General features: G+C 65.3%; 19 protein-coding genes. 17 read left to right on the forward strand and 2 right to left on the reverse strand.

The window, feature by feature from the left end:
* Positions 1-107: 107 nt before the first annotated feature.
* A complete protein-coding gene (locus tag AB6806_RS17520) occupies positions 108-1640 on the reverse strand; it encodes an ABC transporter substrate-binding protein (protein ID WP_370955029.1) in 1533 nt (510 codons plus the stop codon).
* A gap of 231 nt (positions 1641-1871) precedes the next feature.
* Between AB6806_RS17520 and AB6806_RS17525 the strand changes: the two genes are divergently transcribed.
* The 10 genes from AB6806_RS17525 (at position 1872) to AB6806_RS17570 (ending at position 13316) form a co-directional block, all read left to right on the forward strand.
* On the forward strand, positions 1872-2768 hold the full coding sequence (locus AB6806_RS17525; protein WP_038363354.1) for a LysR family transcriptional regulator: 897 nt from the start codon (positions 1872-1874) through the stop codon (positions 2766-2768).
* A gap of 150 nt (positions 2769-2918) precedes the next feature.
* Positions 2919-3824 (forward strand): LysR substrate-binding domain-containing protein, encoded by a 906-nt coding sequence (locus tag AB6806_RS17530; protein ID WP_370955031.1) that lies wholly within the window; start codon positions 2919-2921, stop codon positions 3822-3824.
* A 219-nt stretch (positions 3825-4043) separates the two neighbouring features.
* On the forward strand, positions 4044-5012 hold the full coding sequence (locus AB6806_RS17535; protein ID WP_370955032.1) for an ABC transporter permease: 969 nt from the start codon (positions 4044-4046) through the stop codon (positions 5010-5012).
* Positions 5013-5017: 5 nt separating this feature from the next.
* Positions 5018-5962 carry an ABC transporter permease gene (locus tag AB6806_RS17540; RefSeq protein ID WP_142023167.1) on the forward strand — a complete coding sequence of 315 codons (945 nt, stop codon included), beginning with the start codon at positions 5018-5020 and terminating at the stop codon, positions 5960-5962.
* Positions 5962-7044, forward strand: coding sequence for an ABC transporter ATP-binding protein (locus AB6806_RS17545; protein WP_370955033.1), 1083 nt, complete (start codon positions 5962-5964; stop codon positions 7042-7044). Before AB6806_RS17540 ends, AB6806_RS17545 begins: the two co-directional genes overlap by 1 nt.
* The gene (locus AB6806_RS17550) at positions 7037-8071 is read left to right on the forward strand and encodes an ABC transporter ATP-binding protein (RefSeq protein ID WP_370955034.1); all 1035 of its coding nucleotides are present in this window, start codon (positions 7037-7039) and stop codon (positions 8069-8071) included. The genes AB6806_RS17545 and AB6806_RS17550 overlap by 8 nt, the downstream gene beginning before the upstream one ends.
* A 26-nt stretch (positions 8072-8097) precedes the next feature.
* A complete protein-coding gene (locus AB6806_RS17555; protein WP_185748049.1) occupies positions 8098-9210 on the forward strand; it encodes an NAD(P)/FAD-dependent oxidoreductase in 1113 nt (370 codons plus the stop codon).
* A gap of 47 nt (positions 9211-9257) precedes the next feature.
* Positions 9258-11000, forward strand: coding sequence for an ABC transporter substrate-binding protein (locus tag AB6806_RS17560; protein ID WP_038363347.1), 1743 nt, complete (start codon positions 9258-9260; stop codon positions 10998-11000).
* An 84-nt stretch (positions 11001-11084) separates the two neighbouring features.
* Positions 11085-12173, forward strand: coding sequence for an NAD/NADP octopine/nopaline dehydrogenase family protein (locus AB6806_RS17565; protein ID WP_142023163.1), 1089 nt, complete (start codon positions 11085-11087; stop codon positions 12171-12173).
* Positions 12174-12212: 39 nt separating this feature from the next.
* Positions 12213-13316 carry an NAD(P)/FAD-dependent oxidoreductase gene (locus AB6806_RS17570; protein ID WP_133560831.1) on the forward strand — a complete coding sequence of 368 codons (1104 nt, stop codon included), beginning with the start codon at positions 12213-12215 and terminating at the stop codon, positions 13314-13316.
* A 477-nt stretch (positions 13317-13793) separates the two neighbouring features.
* Here the strand turns inward: AB6806_RS17570 and AB6806_RS17575 are convergent, their stop codons facing one another.
* Positions 13794-14843 carry a LacI family DNA-binding transcriptional regulator gene (locus tag AB6806_RS17575; RefSeq protein WP_370955035.1) on the reverse strand — a complete coding sequence of 350 codons (1050 nt, stop codon included), beginning with the start codon at positions 14841-14843 and terminating at the stop codon, positions 13794-13796.
* A gap of 141 nt (positions 14844-14984) precedes the next feature.
* On the opposite strand from AB6806_RS17575, the gene AB6806_RS17580 reads away from it, so the two are divergent.
* From AB6806_RS17580 to AB6806_RS17610, 7 genes are all read left to right on the forward strand, one after another.
* Entirely contained in the window at positions 14985-16001 is a 1017-nt protein-coding gene (locus tag AB6806_RS17580) for a TRAP transporter substrate-binding protein (RefSeq protein ID WP_142023161.1), read from the forward strand.
* Positions 16002-16030: 29 nt separating this feature from the next.
* The gene (locus tag AB6806_RS17585; protein WP_142023160.1) at positions 16031-17917 is read left to right on the forward strand and encodes a TRAP transporter large permease; all 1887 of its coding nucleotides are present in this window, start codon (positions 16031-16033) and stop codon (positions 17915-17917) included.
* Positions 17918-17941: 24 nt separating this feature from the next.
* Positions 17942-18496 (forward strand): VOC family protein, encoded by a 555-nt coding sequence (locus AB6806_RS17590; RefSeq protein ID WP_370955036.1) that lies wholly within the window; start codon positions 17942-17944, stop codon positions 18494-18496.
* A gap of 7 nt (positions 18497-18503) precedes the next feature.
* Complete coding sequence (locus AB6806_RS17595; RefSeq protein WP_370955037.1) at positions 18504-19781, forward strand: ribulose-bisphosphate carboxylase large subunit family protein; 1278 nt, start codon at positions 18504-18506, stop codon at positions 19779-19781.
* 7 nt (positions 19782-19788) lie between these two features.
* Entirely contained in the window at positions 19789-21045 is a 1257-nt protein-coding gene (locus AB6806_RS17600; protein WP_370955038.1) for a four-carbon acid sugar kinase family protein, read from the forward strand.
* A 996-nt stretch (positions 21046-22041) separates the two neighbouring features.
* Positions 22042-23067: a Zn-dependent oxidoreductase gene (locus AB6806_RS17605; protein WP_370955039.1), complete on the forward strand. Its 1026-nt coding sequence runs from the start codon at positions 22042-22044 to the stop codon at positions 23065-23067.
* Positions 23068-23110: 43 nt separating this feature from the next.
* Entirely contained in the window at positions 23111-23935 is an 825-nt protein-coding gene (locus tag AB6806_RS17610; RefSeq protein ID WP_370955040.1) for a transporter substrate-binding domain-containing protein, read from the forward strand.
* Positions 23936-24014: the final 79 nt, after the last annotated feature.

Genomic DNA, 24014 nt, shown 5'->3' on the forward strand with positions numbered 1-24014 from the left:
TGGCGCCGGAGCATTTCCGCGTTTTGCAGAAACGCCGAAATGCTCCAACTCTTTGTTTGATCGCATTTTCTTCACGCGAACCCGTGCCCACTTCGCCCGAAAATGCGCTAGTTCAGGGTCACCTTGTCGAAGACCAGCGTCTCGTTGGGCTGGACGGCGAAGCCCTGGACGCGCTTGGCGACGCCGATCGCCTGGGTTTGGTACCAGAGGAAGAGGAAGGGCTGGTCCTTCCAGACGATCTCCTGGACCTCGCCATAGATCGCCTTCTGCTTCGCCGGATCGGTCGTGGCCCGGCCTTCCTTCAGCAGGGCGTCGACGCGCGGATTGGAATAGCCGGTGCGGTTGGCGCCGACGCCGGTGTAGAACAGGCGGTAGAGCGTGTAGTCCATGCCCGCCGTGGCGCGCCCGACCATGCCCATATTGTCGGTGCGCTGGGCCGGCTCCATGCCGACCACCTTGGTCCAGGTTCCGCGATCGACGACGAGCGGCGTCGCCTTGATGCCGACATCCTCGAAGGAGCCGGCCAGGGCCTGGCAGACCTGCACGTCCTTGATGTAGCGCCCGGTCGGGCAGGTGAAGCTGAGCGCGAGCTGGCCGGGCTTGTAGCCGGCTTCCGCGAGCAGCTTTTTGGCGCCGGCCGGATCGAACGGGATCGGCGGGAAGGTCTTGCGCAATTCGTCCTGCGTGCCGGGGCCGACCATGCCGACCGAGGGCGTGCCCAGCCCGCCGAGGACACCCTTGGCGATGCCCTCGCGATCGACGGCGAGGTTCAGCGCCTGGCGCACCCGCGGATCGGCCAGCGGGCCGCGCAGCACCATCTCCATGTTGATCGAGAACATGCTCGGCGGGGTGACGACCTTGGCGCTCTTGAGCGCATTGATCGCGGCGATCGATTCGGGCGGCACGCGCTCGACGATGTCGGCGGCGCCGGTCTCCATCAGCGCCATGCGCGAGCCGTCCTCCGGCACCACGGTGAACTCGATCGCCTTCAGCGTGGCCGGATAATCGCCCGCATATTTCGGATTGGGCACGAGGCGGAAGCCTTCGCCGCCGACATAGCGCTCGACCATATAGGGGCCCGAGCCGACAGGCTTGCGGCCGTACTCGGCGCCCATCTCCTTGAGCGCCTTGACGTTGACGATGCTGGCTGCGGTGCTGGCGAGCAGCATCAGCACGTGGCCGTTGGGCTCGGCCATGTGGAACTCGACCGTATCCTCGCCGACCGCCTTCACCGTGCCGAGCGAAGCGTAGAGCCCGCGATAGATCGAGCCGGTCTTCTCGTCGAGCATGCGGTTGAAGCTCGCGGCCACCGCCTCCGCGTTCAGCGGGTCACCGTTGCTGAAGGTTTTCCCCGCCCTGATCTTGACGGAGAAGACCTTGCCGTCCGGCGAGAAGGAGGAGTCCGTCGCGAGGCTCTTCTGGACATTGTTCTGCGGATCGAGACGGAAGAGCCCCTCCAGCACCGCGAGATCGACCGCATTGCCGACCGGCAGGTCGTTGAAGGCCGGGTCGAAGGTCGCCGGATCGGCACCCACGGCGACGCGCAGGACCCCGGCGGGCTGCGCGAAGGCCTGGGCGGCGAGGAAAGAGAGGCCCGTGGCCAACGCCGCCACGGTGCAGGAATGACGAAGGCTGCGCATGTTCTGCTGTTCCCCAAGCTGGCAATTTCGTCGGTCCGGGCAAGCGTCATGGCGCGCGCGAGCGCCCCACCGCCGGCCCGGTGCGAAGTCAGTCTCTGGTTTTTTGGCCGCCTTCCCGGTCATCCGGTCGAAAGTGCGGATAACGGCGACATCGGTCAGCAGATCACAGCATTCGATCTGCCTCAAATTCATAAATTTACGATCTATATGAACTCAGGTTATGGTCATGCCATGCATTACCGCCAGGTCGAAGTCTTCAAGGCGATCATGGATTCCGGCTCGATCACCGAGGCGGCCAACATCCTGCGCATCTCGCAGCCCGCGGTCAGCAAGGCCCTCAAATTGCTGGAGGCCGAGCTGGGCTTGCGGCTTTTCGCGCGCACGACCAAGGGCATCGCCGCGACCGAGGAGGCGCGGCTGCTCTATACCGAGGTCGAGCGCACCTATTTCGGCATGCAGAATCTGGCGCGCTTCGCCGCCGGTCTCAGCGACCGCAAACAGGGGCGCATCGTCGTCAGCACCATTCCCGCGCTGGGCATCGCCTGGCTTCCGGCGATGGTCGCCCGCTTCTCCGAAGCGCATCCCGACGTAACGATCTCGCTGCATTCGAGCAATTCGGCCGACGCCGCGCGGCTGGTCGGCAGCGGCGAGATCGATCTCGGCATCGCCCAGCTCCGCAGCGAGGAGTACAATCTCTCCCGTCGCAAGCTGTTCGACCTCGAAGGGGTCATCGCCTTGCCGGAAGGGCATCGGCTCGCGGGCAAGCCCTTCATCGAGGCATCCGATCTCGCGAATGAGAGGATCATCGCGCTCGGCCCCGAGGACGAGTTCCGCCGCAAGCTGACCCAGGCTCTGGAAAGCGACGGCCAGCATCCCCGGACGATCATCGATGCAAGTCTCGGCCTGACCATTTGCGCGCTCGCGGCCGCCGACTGCGGCGTCGGCATCGTCGACAGCGAGGCGGCGCGGATGCGTGACGGCCATGGCCTCGTCTTTCGCAGCTTCCGGCCGGCGATACGGGTTCCGATCTTCCTGTTCCGCCAGCGCGGCCGGCCGACGAGCAAGCTGGTCGAAACTTTCATCGCCAGCCTCAAGCCGCCGCCGCCTTTCCGGAGCGCGGCGGGCTGAGTCTGACCGCGGCCGACCCAGCTCTCTGCCCGGGGCCTTCCCTCAATGTCTCAGGCGCTTCCCCGCAGGACGCCATTGGGGGAGTATCGCTCCGCGAACTGCGCAGCCACGGGCACAGGACGCAGCGGTCGCATGTCTGCGAGGGGACGGATGACGGTGAATCTCAGGCATGTCGAGCTCTTCCGCCACATCATGCATCTCGGCACGCTGACCCAGGCGGCCGAGACGATGTCGGTCTCGCAGCCGGCCGCCAGCAAGATGCTGAACCAGCTCGAGCGCAGCACCGGCATCATCCTGTTCCAGCGCATGAAGGGACGCCTCAAGCCGACACGGGACGGCGAGCTGTATTTCGCGGAGGTTCAGCGGACCTGGGAAAGCGTCGAACGTCTCGAGCGGATGACAAAGGACATTCGCGAGCTGCAGTTCGGGCGGCTCAATCTCGGCGTCATGCCGATGCTGGCAGGGACGCTCATCCCGCCTTTGCTGACGCGCTTTTGCCGGCAACACGAGAAAACCTCGGTCAAGCTGCATTCGCGCAGCTCCGACCGCATCATCGAATGGGTCATCGCCGGGCAGATCGATGTCGGGATCACCGAACATTTCACCCCGCATCCCAATGTCATCTGCCGCCTGATCGCGCGCATCCCCAATGTCTGTGCCGTGCCCGAAGGCCATCGCCTCGCGGGGCTGAAGACGATCCGGCCCGAGGATCTCGACGGCGAGAACTTCGTCTCGATCGGATCGCCGGATCGTCGCATCTTCGTCGAGAAGGTCTTCGAGCAGGCGGGCGTGCTGCCACGCATGTTCATCGACGCGCCAATGGCCAACGTCGCCAGCGCCCTGGTCGCCAATGGCGCCGGGATCGCGCTCGTCGACGAGCTCAACGCGCACAGCTTCATCGGACGCGGCCTCGTCGCGAAGCCCTTCGCGCCGGAAATCTTCTCTCCGGTCTGGCATCTGCGTCCGAACACCCTGACGGGCTCCTCGCTGGCCGACGCACTGATCCGGGATATCGAGGACGAGCTGGAACGGCTCGGCTACAGCGCGGATTCGTGAGGAGCGGGAGGGCGCCGCAAAGGTCCAGGTCGGCACGAACGCCATAACCTGCAGGAATGAACTGGCAAAATCATATTCTTTGACGCCTCGATTTCCGGTCCATACCTTCGCTGTCATTGACATAGATCAAACAAACGGGACCCGGTCCTGGCTGCGCCGCACAGCGCATCCAGAACACGGGAGATCTATGGCCAATCTGAACGGGAGATACTGGCCGCAATGCGGGTTTTCGTCTTTCTGACGAGGAGGCTGATCTTTGCGATCATCCTGATGATCGGCGTCAGCGCAGCGATCTTCTTCCTGATCAACGCGATCGGCAATCCGATCGAGCTGATGATGGCAGAGACGCCCGGCATGACCGGCGAGGTGATCGAGCGCATGAAGTCCTATTACGGGCTCGATCAGCCGCCGCTCACCCGCTACCTGCTCTGGCTCGGGCGGCTGCTCCACCTCGATTTCGGCACCAGCATTGTCTATAATCAGCCGGTCGGTTCGCTGATCCTGACCTGGGGCTGGCAGACCCTCAAGATTCAGGTCCCCGCCATCCTGATCGCGCTGGCAATCGCGATCCTCTTCGGCGTCACGGCCGCCCGCCGCCAGCATTCTCGCTCGGATTTCGCGGTAATGGGCACGGCGCTGCTTGGCCAGTCCCTGCCGGCCTTCTTCCTCGGCATCCTGCTGATCTTCCTGTTCTCCTACACGCTCGACTGGCTGCCGAGCTACGGCGCCTATTCGACCCGCAACCCGCTCGGCGGCAGCCCGACGCTCGACGCGCTCTGGCACATGGTGCTGCCCGTCGCGATGCTGACCTTCTTCAACACCGCGACGCTGACGCTGCTGATGCGCTCGAACATGGTCGACGTGCTGAAGAGCGACTTCATCGCCGCGATGCGCGCCAGCGGCATCCCCGAGCGGCGCGTCATTTACGTTCACGCACTGCGCGCCGCCTTCATCCCGATGCTGACCTATCTCGGGCTGCTGATCGGCCTGATGCTCGGCACCGCGCCGGTGACAGAATCCGTCTTCACCTGGCCGGGGCTGGGCTCCCTCTATGTCGCTGCGATCCACCAGCTCGACTACCCCGTCATCATGGGCGCGAGTGCGGTCATCGCCTTCATGCTGATCTGCACGACCCTGCTGACGGACGTGATCTACGTCCTCATCGATCCCCGCATCAGCCTGGAGTGAGCGGCGTGACCGACCAGACGATCGCGAGCCACGCATCCCTGCCAAAGCCGCTGCCCAAGCCCGCAAAGGGGATCTGGCGGCAAGGTTGGCAGCGCTTCACGAAGAGCCGCACCGGCATGCTCGGCCTCGTGCTCGTCATGCTCGTCGTCGCGACAGCGGTGATCGGCCCCTTCCTCGCGCCCTTCGATGCGCATGACCAGAGCCCGATGCTCGACCCCGGCGCCAAGGCGCCGCCGAGCTGGACGCATTGGCTCGGCACCGACCGCATGGGCTACGACGTGCTCAGCCGCCTGATCTACGGCGCGCCGACGGCGCTCGCCGTCGGGCTCGGCGCGATGTCGATCGCCTCCGTGATCGGCGTGCTGGTCGGAGGCTTTGCCGGCTATCGCGGCGGAACCACCGACGAGGTGCTGATGCGCTTCACCGATTTCTTCCTGGTCATCCCGATGTTCGTCGTCATTCTCGCCGTGGTGCGGTTGCTCGGCGTCGCCATCGTCAACACGCCCTTCGAAAGCGTGCCCTATCTCAATCTCGGCGTGATCATCCTGCTGATCGGCGTCTTCTCCTGGGCGCCGATCGCGCGGATGACGCGGGCCGAGTTCCTGCGGCTCAAGAACCAGGAATTCGTCGAGGCGGCACGCTGCATCGGCGCGACCTCGGGCGACATCCTGTTCCGCCACATCCTGCCGAACGCCTTGCCCTCGCTGATCGTCATCATCGCGCTCGGCATCGGCGGGGCCGTGCTGGCGGAGGCGATGATCGGCTTCCTCGGCTTCGGCGATCCGGCCGCAGTGAGCTGGGGCCAGCTCCTCTACTTCAACTACGAGGCGCTCAAGGTCGCGCCCTGGGCTTCGCTGAGCCCCGGCCTCGCGATCTTCGTCACCGTGCTCGGCTTCAACCTCCTGGCGGACGGGCTGACCGACGCCTTCAACCCGCGGGCCAAAGCCTGATGACGAGCCTCACCGCTGAAAGACAGGCCGCATCTGCTGAGCCGGAACAGTCCGAAGCCGCGGGCATCGAGGCGCCCGTGCTGGTCTCGGTCGAGAATCTGCGCATCCAGTTCCCGCCTTGGAACGCGCCGATCCGGGTTATTGAGGACGTTAGCTACCAAGTGCGTGCCGGCGAGACGATGGGCATCGTCGGCGAATCCGGCAGCGGCAAGACGCTGTCGAGCCTGGCGATCCTCAACCTCCTGCCGCCGCCAGCGCGGATCGCGGGCGGGCGCATCCTGTTCGAGGGCGAGGACCTCGCGGTGAAATCGCAGCGCGAGATGCAGAAGCTGCGCGGGCGACGCCTCACCATGATCTTCCAGAACCCCGGCTATTCGCTCAATCCGCTGCTGACCGTCGGCGCCCAGCTTGCCGAGATCCTGAAGGTTCACGAGAAGCTGCCGCGCGCGGCTGCACTGCAGCGCGTCGAGGAGCTGTTCCGTCTCGTCGGCATCACCGATCCCGGCCCGCGCCTGTCGCAATACCCGCATGAGATGAGCGGGGGCATGAAGCAGCGGGTGTGCATCGCGCGGGCGCTGCTGTGCAATCCGGCGCTGGTGCTTGCCGACGAGCCAACCACGGCGCTCGACGTCACCATCCAGGCGCAGATCCTCGACCTGCTCGAGGAGCTGAAGCAGCGGCTCGGCATGTCGATGATCTTCGTCACCCACGATATGGGCGTGGTGGCGCGCATAGCCGACCGGATCACCGTGATGTATGCCGGCCAGGTCTGCGAGACCGGCGACAAGCACGCCGTCTTTGCCCGGCCGTCGCACCCCTATACGCAAGCCCTGCTCGCCTCGACGCCGCGGATCGACAAGCGCTACGCCGCCGATGCCGAAGGGAGGCGCGAGCGCCTGCCGACGGTCGGGCTCGCGGCAACGCCGGGCCAGCCGCTCGGCGGCGGTTGCCGCTTCGCCGGGCGTTGTCCGGAGGCTGCGCCGGACTGCACGCAGCTCGTGCCGCAGGCCGCCGCAATCGAGCCCGGCCGCGTCGTCCATTGCCTGAAGCGCGGCAGCGCCGGAGTGCCCGGCCATGGCTGAGACCGCGATCGCTCCCGTGCCCGAGCCCCGCCAGCGTACGAGCCGTAAGCCGCTGCTCAGCGTCGACGGGCTGGTGAAGAGCTATCCGCTGCACCGGCGCGGCCTGTTCCGCCAGAAGGTCATGGGCGAGATCCGCGCCGTCAACGACATCAGCTTCAGCCTGGACGAGGGCGAGACGCTGAGCATCGTCGGCGAGAGCGGCTGCGGCAAGACCACCGCCGCTCGCTCGATCCTGCATCTCGTCCCGCCGAGCTCCGGCGCGATCAGGCTCGGCGATACCGATGTCTGCGCGACCTTCTCACGCGACCGCCGGCCGGAGGTGCTCGCGCTGCGCCGGCAGATGCAATACGTCTTTCAGGATCCCTATCTCTCGCTCAACCCGCGCTGGAGCGTCCGGCAGATCCTGTCGGAGCCGCTCAGGGTTCACGGCCTCGTTCCCCCGGCGCAATGGGACGGCGCGGCCGAGGCGCTGCTGGAGCGCGTCGGGCTGCCGGCCGAGCATGCCGACCGCTACCCGCATGAATTCTCCGGCGGCCAGCGCCAGCGCATCGGCATCGCACGCGCGCTCGCCGTCGAGCCGCGCCTGCTGATCTGCGACGAGCCGGTGTCGTCGCTCGACGTCTCCGTGCGCGCCCAGATCCTCAACTTGCTCGCCGAATTGCAGGAGGAGCTGAAGCTCTCCTATCTCTACATCTCGCACGATCTGAGCTCGGTGCGCTTCCTCAGCAACCGCATCGCGGTGATGTATCTCGGCAATCTCGTCGAGATCGGCGAGGTCGACGAGATCTTCGCCCGGCCGCGCCATCATTATACCGCGGCCCTCATCTCCGCGATTCCGGTGCCCGATCCGGCCCGGCAGAAGCCGCGCGACGCGATCAGCGGCGAGATTCCCAGCGTGGTGAAGCGGCCTTCCGGCTGCGTCTTCCACACCCGCTGCCCGGCGGCGCTGCCGATCTGCTCCCGACAGGTTCCGCCGCTCGCCGCCCCGGACGGCGCCCACGCCTTCGCTTGCCACAACCCGCGCTAATGCGGACCAGACCCACAGGACATGCCATGATGAACATCATCGTCGTCGGAGCCGGAATCGTCGGCAGCTCGGTCGCCTACCGGGTGGCGCAGGGCGGGGCGAAGGTCACCGTGCTGGAGGCCGACCGTATCGGCGGCGGCACCTCGGGCGTCAGCTTCGCCTGGACCAACTCCAACAACAAGACGCCGCGCCCCTATCACGACCTCAACGTCGCCGGCATGCGGGCCCATGCGGCGCTGAAGGAGGAATTCGGCGCCACGCCCTGGTTCCACCAGAGCGGCAGCCTGGAATGGCGCGTCGATCCGGCGGAGGTCGCTGCGCAGGCCGAAAAGGTCAAGCGGCTGCGCGAATGGGGCTACGCGGCCGAGTTCATCGACAAGAAGCGCCTCGGCGAGCTTGAGCCGGAAATCGCCCTCGATGCGGTTCCGGACGATGCCCAGATCGTGTTCTGCCCGGAGGAGGGCTGGGTCGATCCTGTGCTCTATGCCGGCACCATGCTGCGTGCCGCGCGCCAGCGCTACGGTGCCGCGCTCAAGACCGGCGTCAAGATCACCGGGCTGGAAACGCGCAATGGCCGCGTCGTCGGCGCGCGGGACGAAAGCGGCGCGCTCCACGAGGCCGATCTCGTGATCAACTGCACCGGCCGCTGGTCGAACGAGACGGTGAGCCAGACCGCGCCGAACGTGCCGCTCGCGCCGACGATCGGCTTCCTGGTGTTCACGCCGCCGGTCGGCGTCGCATTGCGCCGACCTTTCCACGCCCCCGATGTCGATGTCCGGCCGGACGGTGCCGGGCGGCTGATGGTGCGCAAGGATTCGCTCGACGACCGCTTCGCCGCACTGGAAAGCCGCACGCCGGATTGCGAGGAGGCGCGGATCGCCATCGCCAGCGCCGCCGAGATCCTGCCGGGGCTGAAGGGCGTCAAGGCCGAGGCCGTGCGCACCACGATGCGGCCGATTCCGGCGGACGGGCTCTCGACGGTGGGGCCGGCGCGCGGGGTCGACGGCTACTACGTCGTCGTCACCCATAGCGGCGTCACGCTCTCGCCCTTCCTCGGCCAGGTCGTGGCAGACGAGGTACTGCATGGCCGCCAGCGGCCGGAGCTGGAGGCGTTCCGCCCGGCGCGCTTCCAGGCCTGAGCGACACCGTCACTTCCGTTTCCAATCAACCAGAAGAGGGGACAACGATGTCTGAGAAATCGACGCGACGTGACGTTCTGAAATGGACCGGCGCGGGGGCCGCTGCGCTCGCAGCCGGCGGCCTGCCCGAGCCCGCTCTGGCAAAGCCGCCCCACTTCAAGCTCTATCTGATGATCTTCAACAACCTGCAGTCGCGCATGATTTGGACCGACCTGATCGGCAAGCAGTTCGCGCGGCTCGGCATCGACGTCAATGCGAGCTACCAACCGCCTTCCGTGGTCATCGCGCGGCGCGCCAACGACAGCGGCAAGACCCATGTCGAGGGTGGCTTCGACATGTATTCGGAGCGGATCTACTATAACGGGCTGGCGCCGAGCCCCGAGGCGCTGTTCCACAGCAAGAACGTGCCTCCGAACGGGCAGAACTACTATCGCGTCGCCGACCAGCAGATCGACGCGGCCATCGAGACATATTCACGCGCGATCACGCCCGAGGACCGCAAGACGGCGATGGCCGCCTTCGTGAAGCGCTGGTACGAGATCGAGCCGCTGCACATCGTCTTCTATCCGGAAGAGGTGATCATCACCAATCCGAAGCTAAAGGGGATGGAATCGACGACCTATAACCCGGTCTTCTATCCGCGGCCGGAGGACTGGTCGATCGAGGGCGCGACCGGTGATGTCACCGCGACTTTCGCCTCCTGGCAGCCGCCGAGCCAGCTCATCCCGATGTATGGCAGCGGCTATAATGAATCCAACATCTTCGGCCCGGTCTACAACGCGCTGATGGAATATGACAGCTGGGCCAACAAGAAGCTTGTCCCGGCGCTGGCTGAAACGGTCAAAGGCTCGGAGGATGGCAAGAGCTGGGTCATCAGCCTGCGCAAGGGCGTGAAATGGCATTCCGGCGAGGAGTTCACCGCCGAGGACGTCAAGTTCACCTGGGACACGATCATCGACAAGACCTATGCGAGCCTGTTCCAGGCGACGCTGTCAGCGGTGATGGGCTCGCGCGACGCCTACAAGGTCACCGGCACGCATGAGATCACGGTGACGCTGCCGCAACCGAACATGTTGTTCTACGACTTCCTGCTGCCGGTCATCGCGATCATGCCGAAGCATGCCTACAAGGACATCAAGCCGGAGGAATTGCGCGGCCACGTCATCTCGACCTGGCTCGGCACCTTCCCGGTCAAGACCTCGGATGGCAAGGTCTTCGCGGCGAAGGGCGGCGTCGGCACCGGGCCCTGGATCCCGCAGGGCTTCGACCCCTCGCGCAAGGCCTACAAATACAGCAAGAACGAGAACTACTGGCGAAAGACCGATGGCAACGTCAAGACCTTCTACGTGGTCAATATCGAGGGCGCCGATGCCTTGCTCAGCGCCATCAAATCCGGCGCCATCGACGCGCATGACCCGATGTACGATGTCGGCGGCCTGCTCAGCACCGTCGATCCGTCATGGGGCAAGGTCAATCGCTTCGACTCGTTCAAGTGGATGCAGACCTGCCTCAACCTGAACCATCCGGTCTTCGGCACCGGCGTCGAGACGCCGCTCGGCAAGAAGGACCCCAGCCGCGCCGCGGAAGCGGCGATGTATGTCCGCAAGGCGATGAGCCACATGATCCCGCGTGAGCAGATCATCAAGAACGTCGTTGCCGGCTTCGGCAAGCCCGGCACGGTGCCGATGCCGTTCACCTCGGAATTCTACGACCAAGACCTGCTGAAGCCGATCGCCTACGACTTCAACCTGGCGAAGCAGTACATGGAAAAGGCCGGTTACACCTACTGACGTCCCGGGCCTCGTTGCGACGGACCGGGCGCTCTTGCCCGGTCCACCCAGACCACCCCAACAAAACTCCCAAGGATCAAGACGATGCGTGTCGCTGTGCTCGGTGCGGGCTCGATTGCCTATGGCAATGCCGCCCTTCTTTCCTCCCTCGGCCACGAGCCGGTGCTGTGGTCGCCATCCGGCAAGAGCGGCCGGAGCCTCGCCAAGGGCGAACCTCTGACGGCGACCGGCAGCCTGACCGGCAGCTTCAAGGTCGCGGTCGCCGCGAGCGCCGCCGAGGCGGTCGCCGGGGCCGGGGCGGTGCTCTTCGCCCTGCCGGCCAATGGCCACCGCGCGGCGATGGACGCCGCCGCCCCGCATCTCGCGGTCGGGCAGGTCGTCATCATAAGCTCCCACACCTCGTTCAGCGGCCTCTATATCGCCCGCAAGATCGCCGAGCGCGGGCTCGACGTGCCGGTCGTCGTCTGGGGCACGACGGTGACCGCCGGCCGCAGGACCGGCGATGCCAGCGTCAACGTCTCGACCGTCCGCTCGAAGGTCGACATCGCGACGATTCCCGTCTCGGCCTCCAAGCGGGGGCTGACAATCTGCCAGCAGCTGTTCGGCGATCGCTTCGTCCAGCGCGACGACGCGCTGGCGATTTCGCTGTCCAATCTTAACCCGCAGAACCATCTCGGCATCGCGCTGTGCAACTTCACCCGCATGGAGCATGGCGAGACCTGGGGGCAGAACGAAAACAACACCAATTCCGTCGGCCGCCTGCTCGAAGCCCTCGACGCCGAGCGCCTCGCCATCGCGGAAGCCGCCGGCTACAAGGTCCGCACCATCCGCGAGCACTACAATCTCTCCTTCCATGTCGAGCCCGGACCGGTCGGCGAGATGGCGCGCCAGCTCGCTGCCCGCGGCAATGGCGGCAACGGACCGAGCAGTATCGACACGCGCTATGTCCTGGAGGACGCCCCCTTCGGCCTGCATCCGACAGTTCTGCTCGGCAAGCTCGCCGGCCGGCCCGCGACGCTGCACCAGGCCGGCGTCGACATCTTCTCGGCGCTCTATGGCCGGGATTTCGCGGCGGAAAACGATCTGCTCGGCGAGATCGGCCTCGAAGCGATGTCGCTCGCCGAACTGAAATCGCTGGTGCGCGACGGCTGGGCTGCGAAGCGCGCGGCGTAAGCCTATTCGAACCTCCCCCTTCTCTAGCGGATATGGATCATGACTGAGATCATTGTCGTCGGCGCCGGCGTCCTCGGGACGTCGGTCGCCTACCGGCTGGCGCGCGCCGGCGCCAAGGTCACCGTGCTCGAGGCGACACGCGTCGGCGGCGGGACATCCGGCATCTCCTTCGCCTGGACGAACTCCTCGAACAAGACGCCGCGTGCCTATCACGACCTCAACGTGGCCGGCATGCGGGCCCATGCGGCGCTGAAGGACGAGTTCGGCGCGACGCCCTGGTGGCACGGCGGCGGACGCATCGAGTGGCGGGCGGAATCCGAGCAAGCCGCGCTGAAGGCCAAGGTCGAGCGGCTGCGGAGCTGGGACTATGCGGCCGAATGGATCGACCGCAAGCAGTTGCTGGAGCTGGAGCCGGACATCGCGCCCGAGGCCGTCGGCGACGCGCCGATCGCCTGGTACCCAAACGATGGCTGGCTCGACCCGGTGGTCTATGCCCATGCGATGATGAGTGCGGCGCGGCGCCATGGCGCGACATTGCGGACGCAGACCAGGGTGGCCGGCCTGATCGTCGAGGGAGGCCGGGCGAAGGGCGTGCGCAGCGAAGGCGGCGAGACCTTCCATGCCGACATCGTCGTCAACTGCACCGGGCGCTGGTCCAACGACACGGTTGGAGCCGCAGCGCCGAACGTGCCATTGGCACCCACGATCGGTTTCCTCGTCTTCACGCCGCCCGTTCCGGCCAGCATCCAGCGCGTCATCGCCAGCCCCATCTGCGACTTCCGGCCGGATGGAGCCGGGCGCCTGATGCTGCACTGGGGCGCAGCCGACGCCACGGTGACGCCGGAGATCGGCGTCAATCCCGGCATGGAGCAGGCGCAGGATCTCGTCGACCGCCTGCTGCGCATTCTGCCCGGCCTCGCCCCGCTCAAGCCGGAAGCCGCGCGCGTCACCGTGCGGCCGATTCCGCAGGACGGTCTATCGGCCATCGGCCCGGTGCCGGGTGTCGAGAACTACTACGTCATGGTCACCCATAGCGGCGCGACGCTGTCGCCGGTCTTAGGGGCGATGGCCGCCGATGAGATCGTTAATGGAAGGACGCGACCAGAGCTTTCGAGCTTTAGGCCGGCGCGCTTTTTTCCATGATTGAGCCCCTTCCCGGTCGTCGTCCACAGCGCGCCTGTGAACGCGTTCAGGAGAAATGGCATGAATGGAGGGCATCGATGCGATTGCCCTCCGGCAAACGAGCGAGCGAAGATGGCCATGGAAGGTTGCACAATCGCCTGAACCCGATCCAGGATGGCCTATTCGAGCTGACAAAGCCAACCAAGGTTGCTTCGCTGATGGCAGTTCCAGGCGGCTAGCTTGCCGCAGAAGCGTCGATCGCGAAAGCTCGCCGTCAGCCGCAAGCTTCGTGCATTGACTGGAGGCCAGGAGGTTGAGAATGAGCCAACTTTGCCAATCGTATCGCCGCGCAAACTGGATTGCCGGAAAGCAGACGCTCCACGAGTCAGCAAGGGGCCAACTGCAGACATCCGATAGCTGCCATCTGGCGGGCGTAGCATGCCAGCTGCATTGTGATCTCTGAGCGCCAAGCGGAGCGCCACGAGCAATGGCTGCTTATCACGGCAGGTTCTCGCGCAGCACGATCTCGATATTAGGCCGTGCCGTCCCCTCCGGCGGGTGGCGGCCCGCCCGGATGTTGGCGAAGATGGAGACGCAATCCATCAGCGCCACCTGCGGATTCTGGTTGATGACGGCATCCATCACCCCGTCGATCAGGAGGCTACGCGTCTCCGGCGTCAGCCCGTGGCCGACGAAGACCACGTCGTTCTGCCGGCCAGCCTCCTTCAGGGCGCGTGCAATTCCCTCCGGCCCGCCACCGATGTTGTAGATGCCCGCCAGATCGGGATGCCGGGCGAGCAGCATCTTGGTCTGACGGTAGTTGCGCGCCTCCTCGTCATGGCCCTCGCGCAGCCCGACGACCTCTATCGCTGGGTAACGTTCCCGAAAGAGGTAGAGAAAGCCCATTTCGCGCTCTTCATGGGCGCGGTAGCTCAGGCTGCCGGCGATCATCGCCACCTTCGCGGGCCGTGATCCGATGAAGCGCGCGATGAGCTGCCCGGCCGTCCGCCCGGCTGCGCGATTGTCCAGCCCGACATAGGCGACGCGGCGCGTATTGGCGATATCGGAGATCAGCGTCACAGTTGGCACGCCGCGCTCCGCGAGCCAGTCGACGGCCTCGCGCACCATGGGATGCTCGATCGCCATGAAGGCGATGCCTTCAACCTCGCGACCGACCGTCCGAAGATGCTGTGCGAGCAGCTCGGGATTGAAGCTGTCGATGTGGTCAAGCCGCGCGCGGATATTGAAGGACGCGAGTCGCTCGCGCGATTCCACCACGAGCCGGCCGAGCCCGGCGAGAAAGCGGTTACTGCCAGCCGGCAACAGGAAGGCGAGGCGCAGCGGTTTCAGCGCACCGGCAGGCAAGGCCGCATCCAGTACATAACCGAGATCGGCGGCCGCCCTGAGGACCCTCTCGGTCGTGACCGGCCGGACGCCCGGACGCCGGTTCAGCACACGGTCCACGGTCGCGGTCGAGACGCCAGCGAGCCGCGCCACATCGACGACCGTGGCCAGCTGACGCCGCCGATGCGGATCGACCACGGTCACAGTCGGTTCGGGTGGATGCTTAGCGACATCCGAATCCATCAAAAACCATCAGTATTTGAGTTTGACGACGATCATTCTGCCTTTCTATCGTTCCCCCCAAGATCAAGACAAGGCTCATCGAGGGCCATTCGGGAGGATGACATGACCAAAGTGACTCGTCGGACGATTCTGCGCGGCGCCACCATCGGCGCGGCTTTGCCGCTGATTGGAGCGCCCCTCGTCGCCCGGGCCGCCGAGATCGAGCTGAAGTATGGCAACAACCTGCCCCTGAGCCACCCGCTCAACATCCGCTCGCAGGAAGCCGCTGACCGCATCGCCAAGGAGACGAACGGGCGCGTCGAGATCAAGATCTTCCCGAACAATCAGCTGGGCGGCGACACCGACATGCTGAGCCAGGTCCGCAGTGGCGGCATCACCTTCTTCACCCCCTCGGCGCTTGTCATCGCGACGCTGGTGCCGGTCGCGGCGATCAATGCCGTGGGCTTCGCTTTCTCCGACTATGATCAGGTCTGGAAGGCGATGGACGGCCCCGTCGGCGCCCATGTCCGCCAGGCGATCGAAAAGGTGAACCTCTACGCTTTCGAGAAGATGTGGGATAACGGCTTCCGCCAGATGACGACCTCGGGTCGCCCGATCGAGAGCGCCAAGGACATGGCCGGCCTCAAGATCCGCGTGCCTGTCAGCCCGCTGTCGATCGCGATGTTCAAGGCGCTCGACGCGTCGCCGGCGAGCCTCCAGTTTTCCGAGGTTTATTCCTCGCTTCAGACGAAGATCGTCGATGCGCAGGAAAACCCGCTGCCGATCATTCAGGTCGCCAAGCTCTACGAGGTGCAGAAGAGCTGCGCAGTCTCCAACCACATCTGGGACGGCTTCTGGTTCATCGCCAATGGCCGCGCCTGGCGCGGCCTGCCGCCGGACGTGCAGAAGATCGTGGCCGCCGCGATCAACGATGCCGGCGTGGCCCAACGCAACGACATCAAGAAGCTCAACGAGACCGTCCAGGCCGATCTGCAGTCGAAGGGTCTCGCGTTCAACAAGACCGACCCAAACTCCTTCCGCGCCAAGCTGCGCGACTCTGGCTTCTACAAGGATTGGCAGGAGCGCTTCGGCAAGGAGGCCTGGGACCTGCTTGAAGGCTCCGTCGGCAAGCTCGCCTGAGCACCGCGACCCGATCGGGAGGCTGACGAATGGATGTGCACGGCGCAACGCTGCAAGAGCCTGCGTGCCTGCCCCTGACGGGACTGGCGCGAGCGGCCGACAGGTTCGAGCGCGGCCTCGGCGGACTGGTCGAGTTCGTCGCGGCGGTGATCGTGCTCGCCGAGATCGTCATTCTTGGTGCCGGCGTGACCGCCCGCTACGTCTTCCACGCGCCGCTGGTCTGGGCGGACGAGCTCGCCTCGATCCTGTTCCTGTGGCTGTCGATGCTCGGCGCGGTGATCGCATTGCGCCGTGGCGAGCATATGCGGATGACCGGGCTCGTCAGCCGCGTCTCGCCCGGCACCCGTGCGGTGCTGGAGGCGCTCGCCATCACCGCCGCGATCGCCTTCCTGCTGATGATCCTGCCGCATGCGCTGGAATATGCCGAGGAAGAGCATTTCATTGTCACGCCGGCGCTTGAGGTGAGCAATGCCTGGCGCGCCGCCGCCTTGCCGCTCGGCACGAGTTTGATGCTGATCGTCGCCTGCCTGCGCCTGATGCGCCTAGGCGCGCTCAAGCCCATTCTTCTGGCCATTGCGATCACGGCGGCGTTCGTCGCCCTGTTCTGGTTCGCCGGCCCAATGCTGAAGCCGCTGGGCAAGCTCAACCTGATCGTCTTCTTCGTCGGGGTCGTCGCCCTCAACGTCTTCTCCGGCGTGCCGATCGCGTTTTCCTTCGCCCTCGCCACCTTCGGCTATCTCGCCTGCACGACCTCGACCCCGATGCTCGTCATGGTCGGGCGCCTCGACGAGGGCATGAGCCATCTCATCCTGCTCGCCGTCCCCCTCTTCATCTTCCTCGGCGCCCTGATCGAGATGACCGGCATGGCGCGCGCCATGATCCAGTTCCTCGCCTCGCTGCTCGGCCATGTCCGCGGCGGGCTGTCCTATGTGCTGATCGGCGCGATGTATCTGGTCTCCGGCATCTCCGGCTCGAAGATCGCCGACATGGCCGCGATCGCCCCGGTCCTCTTCCCGGAAATGCAGAAGCGCGGCGCCAAGCCCGGCGACCTCGTCGCGCTGCTCTCCGCCACCGGCGCCCAGACCGAGACCATCCCACCCTCGATCGTGCTGATCACCATCGGCTCGGTCACCGGCGTCTCGATCGCCGCGCTGTTCACCGGCGGCATGCTGCCGGCGCTGGTACTGGGCATCGCGCTCTGCTTCGTCGTCTGGTGGCGCTATCGTGGAGAAGATCTGAGCCATGTGGTCCGGCATTCGAGCCGCGAGATCGCCAAGCTCTGCCTCATCGCGCTCCCCGCGATTGCCTTGCCCTTCGTCATCCGCGCCGCGGTCGTCGAAGGCGTTGCCACCGCGACCGAGGTTTCGACCATCGGTATCGCTTATGCCGTGCTGGCGGGGCTCCTGATCTATCGACAGTTCGATGTCCGCCGCCTCGGCAAGATGCTGGTCGACACGGCCTCGCTCACCGGCGCGATCATCTTCATCGTCGGCTGCGCCACCGCGATGGCCTGGGGGCTGACGCAATCGGGCTTCTCGCAGGATCTGGCCCGCGCCATGTCGTCGGTGCCCGGCGGAGGCTGGGGCTTCCTCGCCATCTCAATCCTGGCCTTCATCATTCTCGGGAGCGTGCTGGAAGGCATCCCGGCGATCGTGCTGTTCGGGCCTCTGCTCTTCCCTATCGCCAAGCAAGTTGGCGTGCATGAGGTCCATTATGCCATGGTCGTGATCTTCGCGATGGGCATCGGCCTGTTCGCCCCGCCTTTCGGCGTCGGCTATTACGGCGCCTGCGCCATCTCCAAGGTCAATCCCGACGACGGCCTCAAATACATCTGGGGCTACATGCTGGCCTTGCTGATCGGCCTTGTCGTGGTCGCCGCCTTCCCTTGGCTCTCCACCGGCTTCCTGAAATTCTGAACTGCTTGCATCGAGGTCATCACCATGAGCCGCTTTTTCGGCCAGATCCGCCAGGCCGGCTATGTCGTGCCTGATATCGAGGCCGCGATGGATTACTGGAGCCGCGTACTCGGCGTCGGCCCCTTCTTCTACAATCCCAAGGTTCCGATCCGGAATTACCGCTACAAGGGCGAGCCCCATGAGCCGCACAATTCCGTGGCGCTCGCCAATTCAGGGCCGCTCCAAATCGAACTGATCCAGTGCCGCAACGACGTGCCGTCGATGTACAAGGACTTCACCGATGCCGGCCATAGCGGCCTGCAGCACGTCGCCTACTGGACGTCGGATTACGACGCAGACCTTGAGCGGTTGCTGGCGGAAGGCTTCAAGCCGGTGATGAGCGGCGAGGTCGGCGAGCGCGGCCGCTTCATCTATTTCGATACGCATTATCACCCGGGCACCGTGATCGAGCTGTCGGAAGTGGCGGGGCCCAAGGGCGAGATGTTCCGGTTGATCCGCGAGGCGTCTGAAGGCTGGGACGGCAAGGATCCGGTACGGCCCTTCCCCGATCTCACGAAGCTTGCCGCAGCAAACCGGTGACGCGGGCATGATGAACCATGACCGTTTCGAAGCCAGCTACCTGATCGAGACGCCGCTCGATCCCGCGCGCGTCGCCGAGATTATGGCCGGCGAGCAGTCAAGCGGTACCTTCACCCGTGTCGCTGGCGAAACCGACGAATTGCGCAATCGTACGCGGGCCGTTGTCACACAGGTGGAGGAGTTCGCGCCCGCCGCGACGCCGAGCCTTCCCAATGCCTGGCTCGCCCGCAAAGGCGTCTCTGGCCCTTATCGGCGGGCTCAGGTCTCCATCTCGTTCCCGGTCTCGAATGTCGGCGCCAATCTGGCCACGCTCGCCTCGATCGTCGCCGGCAATCTCTTCGACCTCGGCGAGACCACCGGGCTGCGTTTGGACAGCATCCGTCTTCCTGAGAGCTATCGCCGGCGCTTCGCGCTGCCTGCGCAGGGCATCGCCGGCACCCGTAGGCTCACCGGCGTGGACGCGGGCCCGCTGGTCGGCTCGATCATCAAGCCCAATGTCGGATTGAGCCCGGATGAGACCGCCGAGCTCGTGTCGAAGCTCTGCGCCGCCGGCCTCGACTTCATCAAGGATGACGAGATTTCAGCCAACCCGGACCATGCGCCACTCGCCGAACGCATCCCGGCGGTGATGGCGGCGGTCCGCCGCCATGCCGACCGAACCGGCAAGCAGGTCATGATCGCGTTCAACATCACGGACGAGACCGACGCGATGAGGCGCCATGCCGATCTCGTGGCGCGCGAAGGTGGCACCTGCGTGATGGCGAGCCTGAACTGGTGCGGCTTCTCCGGCATAGAGACCTTGCGCCGCTCGACCGATCTTGTCTTGCACGGCCATCGCAATGGCTATGGCGCGGTCTCACGCCATCCCTGGCTCGGCATCTCCTTTCAGGCTTATCAGACGCTCTGGCGACTGGCTGGCGTCGACCACATGCATGTCCATGGCGTGCAGGGTAAATTTGCGCAGGAGGACGAAGAAGTCGTCTCCTCAGCACGCGACTGCGTGACGCCGCTGACCGAAGACCTAGATGACCGGGTCCTGCCCGCCTTCTCCTCCGGCCAATGGGCCGGAACGGCGCAGCCGACCTGGGATGCGATCGGCCATGCCGATCTCCTGTTCATGGCAGGCGGCGGCATCCTGGCGCATCCGGGCGGGCCAGCCGCCGGCGTCGCCAGCATCCGCCAGGCCTGGGCGGCGGTGGCCGCGGGCGTGTCGTTATCCGAGGCAGCCCAAAGGCAGCCGGAACTGAAGCAGGCACTCGATACTTTCGGCGCCAAACCGTGCTGACCCCGAGATGACAATCCCGCCCTTCTACGGTTGGTTCGGTGACGACTTCACCGGCGCAACGGACACCCTCGCCATGCTCGCCGAGCGCGGCTTTCGGGCGCTACTCTTTCTCGGCATTCCCACCCCGGAGCAACTGGCCTCTGCCGGACCTCTCGACGCGGTTGGTATCGCGGGTGCGACCCGCTCGATGCCTCCAACCGAGATGGGCCCCGTGCTCGACACTGCCGGCCGCTTCTTCGCGCAGCTCGGCGTGCGGATCATGCACTACAAGTGCTGCTCCACCTTCGATAGCGCCCCTCACGTCGGCAACATCGGTGCCGCCGTCGCGGCGTTGAGGCCGCATTTTCCGGAAGGGCCAATCTCGATCATCGGCGGGCAACCCAATCTCGGCCGCTACTGCCTTTTCGGTCATCTCTTTGCTGCGGCCGGCGATGGTGAAGTCTACCGGATCGACCGGCACCCGACGATGAGCCGTCACCCCGTCACGCCGATGGTTGAGGCCGATCTGAGGCGACATCTCGGGCTTCAAGGCTTCGGATCGATCAGCCTCGTGGACTACAGGGCCCTGGAAGGCGCAGGACCAGCGAATATTCTGGATCGGGACATCATCCTCTTCGATGTGTCACGCGAGAGCGACCTCACAGTGATCGCCGATCGGCTTCGGAAGTCTCTCGATGCCGCGCCTGGACTGCTCGTAGGTGCGAGTTCGGTTGCGCGGATGGCGGCGCAACTCTTGGGGGGGACGGGGGAGCCGGCTGCGTCACAGCCTGTTGCACGATCGTACGGCCCTGTGCTTGCGCTGGTCGGTTCCCTCTCGCCCGTCACGCGAGCCCAGGTCGAGACCGCAAGCGGCTTCGCGCATCTGCCTGTCGATGCCGACCGGCTGCGCGACGAGCCATCCTATGGGCAGACGCTTTGTGAGCAAGCTCTGGAACTCCTCGCCGTCGGCGACACCATGCTCGTCACGAGACCACCTGACGGCGCTCCGGGCGATCCGCGCTCCGTCGCACGGGAGACCGGTCGTCTGATGCGCAGAATCATGGATCGTGCCCGCATCTCACGCCTCGTCGTCGCCGGCGGAGACACCTCCACTCTCGCAATCAAAGCGCTCGACATCTGGGGCCTATCTTACCGGGCCCCGCTGGTTGATGGAGCACCGCTTTGCCGCGCCCATAGCGCAGTTCAACAGTTGGATGGTTTGGAAGTTGTCTTGAAGGGTGGTCAGATGGGTCCAGTCGATTTCTTCCAGTTGGCTTCAAATTGAACGCCCATCTGCATCAGTCGCCTTCACACGGCGCTTCACGAGCAACTCCAGGACTGTTTTTGGTTTGATTTGGCTGGCGAAGTCACAGCGCCACAAGCTGACGTTGAAGGACCGCCCGGCAGCAGACGGTCTCAGCTTCAAGTCACCGGCGATGTTTTCCGAACGTGATCGATGAACGCGTGTAGCGGACTCGGCACCAGCCGGCGGCCGGGACAATAGAGAAACGAGCGCTCTCCGATCGACCGCAATTCAGGCGGAGATCGGCGGCGTTTAAGTAGCGAAAGTGGAGTTTGGCGTGCCGTCTCGGGCGATGATGAGAACTATGTCTGTTCCATAGTCCTCTACATTGAGAGCGGGGACATCGGCACCGCATGAACGAGATCACTTCCGTCTGCCCAGACTATTGGATGCGAGGCCGAGGTTCGCGCAAAGCCCGGCATGGAAGACGATCTGCGCAAGGCTACGCTCCCGCTCGTGGCGCAGATTCGCAACGAGCCCCACAACCTGATCTACACAAGGATCGTACCGCGCCCGGCCATTTCATCTTCTACGAGATCTTCGCCACCGAGGCGAATTTCCAGGCGCACAGCGCGCCGCACGTGCAAGCCTGAGTTCGCGCGCCTGCCCGAACTCGCAGAAGGCGGTGTCGCGGTCACGCATATGCAGATGCTCTCTGAAGCAAAGCGAGACCAGAACGACAAAGCGTCGATTGGGCAGGAAAACGGGACCCGCTCTCCTGCCCACAGAGCAGATTTGGCGCAGACTCACTGTCTGTTTCCCATTCGGCGCGGTCATTCGAAAAGGTGGAATCCTCAGGGCCGCCTCGCGCCACAACGCGGCCTGCGTCCTCTCAGCAGGCGCGCGCTGAGGGACTTTGGCGCATTGAGATCAACTGGCGTAGGCCGACCGCTCTCGATCGCCACGCTTGCAGCCGAGCATCTGGAATGCTAGTGCACTTGTATACAAGAAGACGCATCAAAATGATCTAGGGTGGATATGCAGTCTATTGCCGTCAGCGTTGCGCGGCCGCACGCGCTCAGCCTGGTTTCAGGCTCGCGGCCGAATCCCGGACCGGGTGAAGTGAAGCTGCGTGTTCGTCGCGCCGGAATCTGCGGCTCCGACATGCATATTCTCCACGGCTCCAATCCCTTTGCCCGCTATCCCCGCATCATCGGCCATGAATTCGCCGGCGAGATCACCGCGATCGGCGAAGGCGTCTCGGCGCTCGCGATCGGCGATCATGTCGTTGCCGACCCGGTCGTCTCCTGCGGCCATTGCTATCCCTGCCGCCGCGGCCGGCCCAATGTTTGCGCCACGCTCGAGGTCATCGGCGTCCATCGCGACGGCGGCTTCAGCAGCGAGGCGATCCTGCCCGCGAAGAACGCGGTGAAGGTTTCGCGCGACCTGTCATTTGCTGTGGCAGCCCTGGCCGAGCCGCTTTCGGTCGCCGCCAACGTGCTGACCGCGACGGGCTGCGACGCCGAGGACACCGTGCTGGTCTATGGTGCGGGCACGGTCGGCATCACGGTGCTGCAAGTCGCCAAGCTGAAGGGCGCCCGCTGTATCGTCGTCGATATCGACGAGGCCCGGCTGGAGCGTGCCAAGGAATTCGGCGCCGATCTTACCATCCACTCCCCTTCCCGCTCCGTTCCCGAGGCCGTGAAAGCGGAAATGGACGGCCTCGGCCCTTCGGTGGTGATCGACGGCGCCGGCATTCCGGCCTTGCTTGAGGAAGCCTGCCGGGTCGCCAGCCCCGCCGGCCGCATCGGGCTGCTCGGCTTTTCGCCGGCCCCCTGCAATGTCAGCCAGCAGGACATCGTTCGGAAGGAGCTGTCGCTCTCCGGCTCGCGCCTGAACCGGCGGCTCATTCCAGAGGTCGTGACCTGGCTCGAGAGCGGCCGCCTCGATCCGGCGGCCATGATCACGCAGACCTTCGCCGCGCGCGATGCGCGAGCGGCCTTCGATTTCGTCGAGACGCACCCCGATCGCTTGCTCAAGGTCCAGCTCGCCTTCGACGAATAACCCGGCCTGACCGGGCCCCGCTTACAGGAAAGGGAGAGAAACAATGTTGTCCAAGCGCGGAATCATGAAATCGCTTTGCGGTATCGCGGCGGTGGGGCTGTTCGGCATGGCCACGCTCGCGTCAGCGCAGGCGCAGAACGCCCCCGGCATTCTCCAGAGCATCCTCCAGCGCGGCACGATCCGCATCGCGGTCCTCGGCAGCCTGCCCCCCTATAGCCGCGTGATGCCCAATGGAGAGCCCGAAGGCTACGATATCGACATCGCCAAGCGGCTCGCCGAGGCGCTGAAGGTCAATCCGGAATTCATCATCTCGGACATCCCGGCGCGCGTCACCGCCCTGCAGACCCGCAAGGCGGACGTCACGATCGCGGACTTCACCCGCAACGTCGAGCGCTCGACCTCGATCGCCTTCACCAACCCCTATCTCGTCACCACGATGCGCCTGCTCCTGCCGGCGAACAGCCCCTACAAGACCATCGCGGAGGCCAACGAGGCCGGCATCCGCGTCGCGATCTCGCGCGGCGGCACCGCCGAGCGCGCCGTCCCGGCCAATATGCCCAAGGCCCAGATCATCCGCTTCAACACCCAGGCCGACGAGCTCAACGCCGTGCTGACCGGCCAGGCCGATGCGATGGCCGAGGACAATTTCTACAACGGCAACGCGATCAAGGAGAATCCGGGCAAGCTGCGCGAGGCCGAGGGCGACCTGGCCCGCGCCGAAATCGCCATCGGCCTGCCGGCCGGCGACGCGGACTGGCTGCGCGTGCTCAACCTCTTCGTCGATCAGTTCAATGCGTCGGGCGACAACAAGAAGCTGTTCCAGAAGTGGTTCGGCTTCGAGCAGCCGCCGATCCAGGCGAAGTACTGAGTTCGCACATGCGGCGACGCCCTCGCGGGCGTCGCTCTTCCGCCGCGGAGTGCATCGGCGCCAGTTGAGCCGATGCCGG

The sequence above is a fragment of the Allobosea sp. RCC_152_1 genome, assembly GCF_041360765.1.
Taxonomy (GTDB): Bacteria; Pseudomonadota; Alphaproteobacteria; order Rhizobiales; family Beijerinckiaceae; genus Allobosea; species Allobosea spartocytisi.

Excerpts from the sequence above, each read along its gene's own strand:
- AB6806_RS17520 (WP_370955029.1), bottom strand. The coding sequence starts at position 1,640 with ATGCGCAGCCTTCGTCATTCCTGCACCGTGGCGGCGTTGGCCACGGGC.
- AB6806_RS17525 (WP_038363354.1), top strand. The coding sequence starts at position 1,872 with ATGCATTACCGCCAGGTCGAAGTCTTCAAGGCGATCATGGATTCCGGC.
- AB6806_RS17530 (WP_370955031.1), top strand. The coding sequence starts at position 2,919 with ATGACGGTGAATCTCAGGCATGTCGAGCTCTTCCGCCACATCATGCAT.
- AB6806_RS17535 (WP_370955032.1), top strand. The coding sequence starts at position 4,044 with ATGCGGGTTTTCGTCTTTCTGACGAGGAGGCTGATCTTTGCGATCATC.
- AB6806_RS17545 (WP_370955033.1), top strand. The coding sequence starts at position 5,962 with ATGACGAGCCTCACCGCTGAAAGACAGGCCGCATCTGCTGAGCCGGAA.
- AB6806_RS17550 (WP_370955034.1), top strand. The coding sequence starts at position 7,037 with ATGGCTGAGACCGCGATCGCTCCCGTGCCCGAGCCCCGCCAGCGTACG.
- AB6806_RS17555 (WP_185748049.1), top strand. The coding sequence starts at position 8,098 with ATGATGAACATCATCGTCGTCGGAGCCGGAATCGTCGGCAGCTCGGTC.
- AB6806_RS17560 (WP_038363347.1), top strand. The coding sequence starts at position 9,258 with ATGTCTGAGAAATCGACGCGACGTGACGTTCTGAAATGGACCGGCGCG.
- AB6806_RS17565 (WP_142023163.1), top strand. The coding sequence starts at position 11,085 with ATGCGTGTCGCTGTGCTCGGTGCGGGCTCGATTGCCTATGGCAATGCC.
- AB6806_RS17570 (WP_133560831.1), top strand. The coding sequence starts at position 12,213 with ATGACTGAGATCATTGTCGTCGGCGCCGGCGTCCTCGGGACGTCGGTC.
- AB6806_RS17580 (WP_142023161.1), top strand. The coding sequence starts at position 14,985 with ATGACCAAAGTGACTCGTCGGACGATTCTGCGCGGCGCCACCATCGGC.
- AB6806_RS17585 (WP_142023160.1), top strand. The coding sequence starts at position 16,031 with ATGGATGTGCACGGCGCAACGCTGCAAGAGCCTGCGTGCCTGCCCCTG.
- AB6806_RS17590 (WP_370955036.1), top strand. The coding sequence starts at position 17,942 with ATGAGCCGCTTTTTCGGCCAGATCCGCCAGGCCGGCTATGTCGTGCCT.
- AB6806_RS17595 (WP_370955037.1), top strand. The coding sequence starts at position 18,504 with ATGATGAACCATGACCGTTTCGAAGCCAGCTACCTGATCGAGACGCCG.
- AB6806_RS17600 (WP_370955038.1), top strand. The coding sequence starts at position 19,789 with ATGACAATCCCGCCCTTCTACGGTTGGTTCGGTGACGACTTCACCGGC.
- AB6806_RS17605 (WP_370955039.1), top strand. The coding sequence starts at position 22,042 with ATGCAGTCTATTGCCGTCAGCGTTGCGCGGCCGCACGCGCTCAGCCTG.
- AB6806_RS17610 (WP_370955040.1), top strand. The coding sequence starts at position 23,111 with ATGTTGTCCAAGCGCGGAATCATGAAATCGCTTTGCGGTATCGCGGCG.